Annotated in this window: 6 protein-coding genes, 1 tRNA gene and 1 pseudogene; 2 read left to right on the top strand and 6 right to left on the bottom strand. The window is 48.3% G+C overall.

The features are described from left to right. Window positions 1–217: pseudogene (locus QUB26_RS30690) on the top strand (RNA-guided endonuclease TnpB family protein); the annotation flags it as partial. Window positions 218–225: 8 nt separating this feature from the next. On the opposite strand, the gene QUB26_RS30685 reads toward QUB26_RS30690, so the two are convergent. The 6 genes from QUB26_RS30685 to QUB26_RS30660 all read right to left on the bottom strand — a co-directional run bounded on the left by QUB26_RS30685 (window position 226) and on the right by QUB26_RS30660 (window position 5,669). Then, complete coding sequence (locus tag QUB26_RS30685) at window positions 226–801, bottom strand: type I restriction endonuclease (protein WP_333321087.1); 576 nt, start codon at window positions 799–801, stop codon at window positions 226–228. A gap of 206 nt (window positions 802–1,007) precedes the next feature. Continuing rightward, window positions 1,008–2,087: a class II fructose-bisphosphate aldolase gene (gene fba, locus QUB26_RS30680; protein WP_006633469.1), complete on the bottom strand. Its 1,080-nt coding sequence runs from the start codon at window positions 2,085–2,087 to the stop codon at window positions 1,008–1,010. Window positions 2,088–2,279: 192 nt separating this feature from the next. After that, window positions 2,280–2,351 (bottom strand) — tRNA-Lys (locus QUB26_RS30675). A 67-nt stretch (window positions 2,352–2,418) separates the two neighbouring features. Then, on the bottom strand, window positions 2,419–3,288 hold the full coding sequence (locus tag QUB26_RS30670; protein ID WP_445299656.1) for an aldose epimerase family protein: 870 nt from the start codon (window positions 3,286–3,288) through the stop codon (window positions 2,419–2,421). Between the two features lie 134 nt (window positions 3,289–3,422). Continuing rightward, on the bottom strand, window positions 3,423–5,501 hold the full coding sequence (locus QUB26_RS30665; RefSeq protein ID WP_333321085.1) for a CapA family protein: 2,079 nt from the start codon (window positions 5,499–5,501) through the stop codon (window positions 3,423–3,425). Window positions 5,502–5,513: 12 nt separating this feature from the next. Continuing rightward, window positions 5,514–5,669, bottom strand: a complete 156-nt coding sequence (locus tag QUB26_RS30660) for a hypothetical protein (RefSeq protein ID WP_333246909.1) — start codon at window positions 5,667–5,669, stop codon at window positions 5,514–5,516. Window positions 5,670–6,621: 952 nt separating this feature from the next. Between QUB26_RS30660 and QUB26_RS30655 the strand changes: the two genes are divergently transcribed. Next, complete coding sequence (locus QUB26_RS30655; RefSeq protein ID WP_006633466.1) at window positions 6,622–6,933, top strand: DUF6679 family protein; 312 nt, start codon at window positions 6,622–6,624, stop codon at window positions 6,931–6,933. The last annotated feature ends 274 nt before the right edge of the window (window positions 6,934–7,207 follow it).

Here is a 7,207-nt window from a genome sequence, read left to right as displayed (position 1 = left end):
CTTTACCGGAAAACGGATTAAGCGAGGTTTGTACAAAACATCGACTGGTCAGTTGATCAATTCTGACGTGAACGGCGCTTACAATATTCTCAGAAAAGCAATCCCAAATGCGTTCCGCAATGGGATAGGGAGCTGCGTAGTTCAGCCGAGGCGGGTTAATCCGCTCAAAGTAAAAGTGAAGGGGGAGGGACTTCAAGCCTCCCATGCCTATAAATGACTATACTTTTACCAGCTATAAATCGAAAATGCCCGCGATAACCCGTATTCGGGTGTAGGTTGAGCCCTGAGTTTCACAAACAACACATCATCGCCATTCGTCAACATACCAAATCTCGGTTTATCCAAATCAGGATTTGCCATCATGTATGCTAATGCTTGGGGTAATGCCGATCGCGTCGAAATCGTAGTCTTCTTACACTCCAAAACTATTACCCAAAGCTGCCAAGGCAAAATCAAGATATCAATTCGTCCGCGCAGGGTTTCTTCCCCATCATCGATCGCAATTTCGATAGCAGCTTCAGCCTTCATCCTGAAAGGTGGATCGTAGAATCCCGCCAATTCTAACAAAGGTGATGCCACCAGCAAAGTCACTGCCCCTTCTAACAATTCTCCATCGGCCCTATGATATAGCAATCTACGTCGTAGCGTATCCAAAGCAGTCTGTTCAGAATCGCTGAGACTTGGCAATTGGGTTTGCCACTCGGTAAAAAAAGCCTCATCCTCAGTTCGGCTCAAATTCAACCTTGATTCAGTCTCCTCTTGGCTTTTAATAGCTTCTGTAACTGCAATAACCTTTGCCATTCGTTCACCTTTGATTCAAACGGTTGAATTTCCCACGAACATTAGCTTCATTGTAAGCAAAAGTAGGGATACTGCTATAGCGATCGCAGTTTTCAATATCACTTCTATTGGTTTGTGTCCAAAAACAAAAACCGGGCAACTTCAAAGCTACCCGGCAATCCTAACTTTAGACTTCAGACAAATCTAAAATCTAAAACCTAAAATTCTTAAACAGCTACAGTCTTCTTAGCAGAAGAGCTCAATTCGCCCTTAGCATACTTAGCTGCAAAATCATCCAAAGATACTTGCTTAATCTTTGTACCGTGACCGGCGCAACCGAAAGAATTATAGCGATCGCTACAAACCTTCTGCATATACTTGATCGACGGCTTCAAGAAGTGGCGGGGGTCAAACTCATCGGGCTTCGCAAACAAAGCTTCGCGCACCGCAGCGGTAATCGCCAAACGGTTGTCAGTATCGATATTGATCTTGCGAACACCGCACTTGATACCCTTTTGGATTTCTTCCACAGGTACGCCGTAGGTTTCGCGGATTTTGCCGCCGTTGCTGTTGATGATTTCCAACAATTCTTGGGGCACAGAAGATGAACCGTGCATTACCAAGTGAGTATTCGGCAAGCGGCGGTGAATTTCTTCAATGCGGCTGATTGCCAAAATTTCGCCAGTCGGCTTGCGAGTGAACTTGTAAGCGCCGTGAGAAGTGCCGATCGCGACTGCTAGAGCATCTACGCCGGTTTGCTCAACGAAATCAACAGCTTGTTCAGGATCTGTCAGCAACTGATCGTGAGAAAGCGCACCTTCAAAACCGTGGCCATCTTCTGCTTCGCCCATTCCTGTTTCCAGAGAACCCAAGCAACCCAGTTCGCCTTCAACGCTAACGCCGATCGAATGAGCAACATTCACCACATCGCGAGTAACTTGAACGTTGTACTCGTAGCTAGCAGGAGTCTTAGCATCCGCTTCCAGAGAACCGTCCATCATGACGCTGGTGAAACCTTGGCGCATGGCAGAATAGCAAGTGCCGGGGGCATTGCCGTGGTCTTGGTGCATGGAAATGGGAATGTGAGGATAAGTTTCAACTGCTGCCAAAATCAAGTGGCGCAGGAAATTTTCGCCAGCGTAGGAGCGAGCGCCGCGAGAAGCTTGCAGAATCACAGGGCTGTTGGTTTCGTCAGCAGCGCGCATGATCGCTTGGATTTGCTCCATGTTGTTGACGTTGTAAGCCGGTAGGCCGTAACCATTTTCAGCCGCGTGGTCGAGCAGCAATCGCATAGGTACAAGCGCCATAGATATTCCTCCTAATTATTTGTGATTTTTGGGCAGTGAATTTTGAACAAGCTCAATTCTTACGATAATCTTAAGACAATTTGCCACCGATCGCGCACTATCTTTCCAGATTTACTAAAAAGTTCAACAAACAAAATTTTGAGTTCCGAGCATTCAGCTCAAAACTCAAAATTCTTAACTCACAAATTTTTATGGGTCGCCCGGGATTTGAACCCGAGACCAATCGGTTAAAAGCCGAATGCTCTACCGCTGAGCTAGCGACCCGCGAAAACATTGTTACCGCACACAATTTCTAATAGTAGCACCCCTCATTTGAAATAGCAAGTCTTTTTTAAATAAAATTTGCAGTCATGCGAACCAGCATCTCGCAAGTCGCGCCCGGGGGCAAATAAATCAAGTGTTCGCCAGTGTTGAGGGCATTTCGAGGAGCAGTCCAAGGTTCCAAACAGTAAAAATCCTTGCCCTTCACCATCCAGAAAACCAACTTCCCGTAGCTGGAGTTGTAACTGACGGTGAGCCGCAAGCCCTGGGTTGCGTCAGTGACAGTAGCAGCCAGGCCAGTGAGTTCGTCAAAGGAAACATCAATTTCATCCAGCGTCGGGTCAAAAACCCCAGTGAAGTAACCCTTGGTGTGGGTGTTCTGATCTCTGTACTGCATCCCCGGAATCTCAAAGCGGAGCTTAGATTTGTCCGTCGCCAAAAAGTAGGGGTGCAAACCACTAGAAAACGGCATGGGTTCGTCAGACAGATTGGTGTATCGCTGAAAAATTTCCAAAGAATTGCCTTTAATCTGATAAGTGAAGGCTAGTTGGAAATCAAACGGATAAACAGCCAGCGTCTTGTCGCTGCTGTCGAGAATCAGCGTCAGAGCGGCGCAACCCTCCGTAACTTGTTCGCCTATTGTCCAAGGCAAGTCTCGAGCAAAGCCGTGCTGTTTGAGCTTACGCTCCACTCCCTTGTGCGTGTAAGTATTATCGGGGAGATTGCTGCAGATGGGAAACAGGATGGGAATCCCGCCACGTACAGTTAGATCGGGATTGGCGAACCGTTCCGCGTCCAAATAGAAGATTTCTTTGCCTTCAACCAGCCAGCTAGTGGCAATACCACCCCGTTCCGGCACAACTTCTAGAGTAGAGTTAGCGGTTTCGTCGGAGAGGATATAGGTTTTGTACTGCTTTTGCTTGAGCGCGATCGCAAACACATTTGTCATCGGTAGTAGGTCATTGATCATTGGTTGTCAGTAAATCGATCGTTAATAATTGGTCGCTATTATCTTGATGTTCACCCATTACCGCCCCTATCCTCCCCCTGCATCCTCGCTCCGGCCCCCACCGGCTAACCAATGCTCCTAGCTATAGGAGGCAGGGCGATCCGCTGCTTGGAGCCGTTGCTGGTGGTAGCTGGAACGATCGCGGAGGCCGAGTGCCCTTTGAGTGCGACTTCAAAAGATACAGCCCGAGTCGGGGGAAGATAGCTTTGGGGACTCAGCACTGCTCCTTGATTGGGAGATGGGGGCGAAATAAACGGTTCTTTGATGAATGGCTCTTTTGTAAACGGCTCTGGTTCCCGGCTGGGATTTTGAGGTTGAGTGGGGTAGATGCGGGGCGGCAAATTTTGATTCGGAGGTGGGTTTGATTCAATTGCAGGCCCTGTCCCGTTTGGGAAAAATGAGGAGTTGTCCGGCTGTTGGGGCGCAGCCGGCAAAGCCGGCAAAATCAAAGTAGGTTTGGGTTGTCCGGGGCCTTGCTGATTGCTTTCACCGCCGCTGGCCCCGGAACCTCGCCCCGGCTGGTATGTACCGCTCTTTGCTGCTCCTGGCAATGGATAATTTGGAGTTTTTGATGCCGCTCCTGGCTGGACTAGGGCTTCGAGAACTACAGAAGATCGCATCGGTCGATCGAAAATACTAGAAATTTGCTCGACGCGTTTGAGGATGCGATCGGCTGAGGCTCCCTTCACCACCTTCGGCTGAAAATTTTTCACCTCCACAGGCAGAAACTCTACCTTCATATTCCTGTCTTTAAGCGATACTTTCAGGACTGCGGTATCGTAATCCCTGCGAGCATTCGGGCCGAATATAAAATTACCCAGCGAGTAAACTATCGGGCGGCCATTGTAAATTTCTGCACCTTGCAGTACCTGGGGATGGTGTCCCACTACCAAATCAGCTCCTTGGTCGATCGTGAACCGAGCCAAATCAATCTGCCCGTCCCCCGGATAATCTGCCAATTCGACTCCCCAGTGGTAATTAACAATAATCCAGTCTACCTGACCCCTAAGAGCTCGAATATCCTCCGCCACGCGATTGTTGCGGCGGGGGTTAATGCCGGCTTTCCCTTGGTCAGCGACGTTCAGCTCGGCATCGTAATAACCGAGGTAGGCAATCCGCTGACCCTTAACTTCAATAATATCTGGACGCCTGGCTTCTTTAATATCTCTGCCGGCTCCCAGGTGTTGAATCCCACTATTATCTAGAGTATTCATTGTCTCCACCAGCCCCGGTTCCTCGTAATCCATAGCGCGGCTATTTGCCAGATTGACAATATCCACTCCTCCGGCTGTTAATACTTTCACCGATTCTGGATCGGCTTTAAAATTTAATTGTTTTTTAGCAGAGCCCAATGTAGAGCGAGTCAGGGAGTTTTCTAGGTTAACCATCGCCACATCTGCTTGCCGATACTCGTCCATATTGGCGAAAGCCCATTGGTGATCGTTGGCGGCAGATGCTCCGAGCGCATCCGATAGATTCACATTTCCTCCGAACATCAGCGTTACTGTTGGATCGTAAGGATTAGCAACTTGCTTTTGCTGAACTACTGGTACCACTTCTAAGGCTGCTTGCACCGTATCCGCACGTTTTGGAGGCGGCCCCGAAATTACCGCACCTTGCTGGTAGCCGGATACTGAAGAGCCTAACTGCAGGGCCACAGCCTCGTGGTAGCTGACCCAACACCCTAAAATAAATGAGGCAAGTGCCGATCCCACTAGCAGCAGAGAACGATACGTTTTAAATTTAACCCAATCGACGATCGGTAGGGAACGGTAACGCCGTCGCTGGCGGTTTGCCGGAGTGACAATTCGCACTGACTGTTTCCAGAGAATGTCTGCATCCCCAGCCAAGCGCGCGTGAATTCGCACTCCTTCTACTGCTGGCGAGTTGAGTCTCCAGAGTTGGTGGCAAATAAATTTGACTAAGCCTTCCCGGATAGTGCTCCCCAGTAAGGTAGTATCTGGCGCAAATTCGCGCTGGAATTCTACGAGGATTTGGACGCAGCCGGCCTGAGCCTGTTCGACGCGGGCATAAATCCCTTCGGGGCGCAGCAAGCTGTCAATCCAGTAATTCAGGGCTTGAAAGTTGCCCGATCGCGCTAGCTCTAAGATAGACGGCTGCGACCAATTTTCTGCGTACACCATCAATTAGCCTCCTTAATACGCACGAGCGATGACTCCAATTTGTGTTGAACGGAACCGCAATTCTTTTAGCTTAACCGCCACAGGTTCCGCTGCCCGTTTTGAAGCTAGTTGTTGGCCGCCACCATTTTCTACATTTAGGGGCTGCCTGCTGTCAGTGATTTTTATCACACTCCAGTCAATCGATTTTAGATTTTAGATTTTAGATTTTAGGTTTTAGGTTTTAGATTGAGGAAATAGGCGGTACTGTGGGCGATCGAACAAAAGTCGAAACACTCTTGTTTCTAGGGGAATTGAGACATAAGAGAGCGAGATATCTGAGGCAGAGTCTGTTTTTATTGTCGCTGTTTGAGTGTCGCTTTAGAGCTTTCGCTTCGAGATTTGAGATTTGAGATTGAGCCTTGACGGTGTTAGTGGGCGATCGAACAATCGATTTTAAATTTTAGATTTTAGATTTTAGATTGAGTTGAGAGGGGGTACTGGGGGCTAGAAATAACCTCTAAACACTCTTGTTTCTGGGGGAATTGAGACATAAGAGAGCGAGATATAGCCTTTCGATCTCTCATATGAGGTACTCATGGGCATAGGGCATAGGGCATAGGGCATAGGGCATAGGGCATACCTCACCACGCTTGAGAACCGCTATATCTGAGGCAGAGTCTGTTTTTATTGTCGCTGTTTGAGTGTCACTTTAGAGCTTTCGTTTCGAGATTTGAGATTTGAGATTGAGCCTTGACGGCGTTAGCGGGCGATCGAACAAACGTCGAAACAATAGCTTTCTGGGGGACTTGAGGCAAAACAGAGCGAGATTTTAGAGGCAGAGTCTGTTGTTATTGTCGCTGTTAATCGCGATCGCCCGAGTCAAGTCCTAATGCTCGGATCTATGCTGGCAAATGCCTCTCACGAGAGATGCCACTGGCTGCACAACCTGTAATTGGATAAATGGCGTACTGGATAGATTTGGTGGTAAAATCGAATTTGGTAACTCCCATCGGTACCAAAGTTGCGGAAAACGTGAAACTGGCTAGTCCATACGGCTGTGCCTTCCGATGTAAAACCCAAAGTACGTTACGGTAAACAGACCATATTTTAAGCAAGTTACACTGCGCAGGAGAACTGACAAATGCTACAGCGCAAAATCTATCAACTCTGTTGTGATGGTCGTGAGGTTTCTATTTTTCTTCGAGATCAGCAACGTTGGATAGAGCGCGCTCGTATCCTAGATATTGAAGGGGATCTAGTCACGCTGCGCTACGAAACCGACGAAGAAGACGAAATCAGCTCCTGGGAAGAAATGGTGCGTCTTGAAAGTATTGGAGCTGTATCCCAGAAGTTGGCTTCGGTATCCCGAACTAACTGCGAACCCCTAGTTTCTGACGATTGTCCCGAAGCCGAACAAATTCGCAATCACTACCCGGACTCGAATTTGGAATAGTTTTGAGCTCGCGCTTGAGGCACAAGGAAAACTTGGGGGAAAAGAAAACGGCTTTTCTCCCTTTTTTGTGGAGAAATTATGCAAAAAACCCAGTTTAGGCCAAAAATATTCTGGGTTGTTACCCCATAAGCTATTTTGCCTTTAAATTTAAGCTTGATGGCGGGAGTTCCTGCTCAACCCCTACTCCCCACAACAGCGTAAGGAATGAGAATTAAATAACTTCCACTCTTGAAAGTGGGATGGGCGTCCCGCCCGTCCAAAAAGGACGGGCGGG

The sequence above is a fragment of the Microcoleus sp. B4-C1 genome (assembly GCF_036705285.1).
Taxonomy (GTDB): Bacteria; Cyanobacteriota; Cyanobacteriia; order Cyanobacteriales; family Microcoleaceae; genus Microcoleus.
Note: the sequence above shows the minus strand (reverse complement) of the source record. Positions and strands in the feature narration are given on the sequence as shown.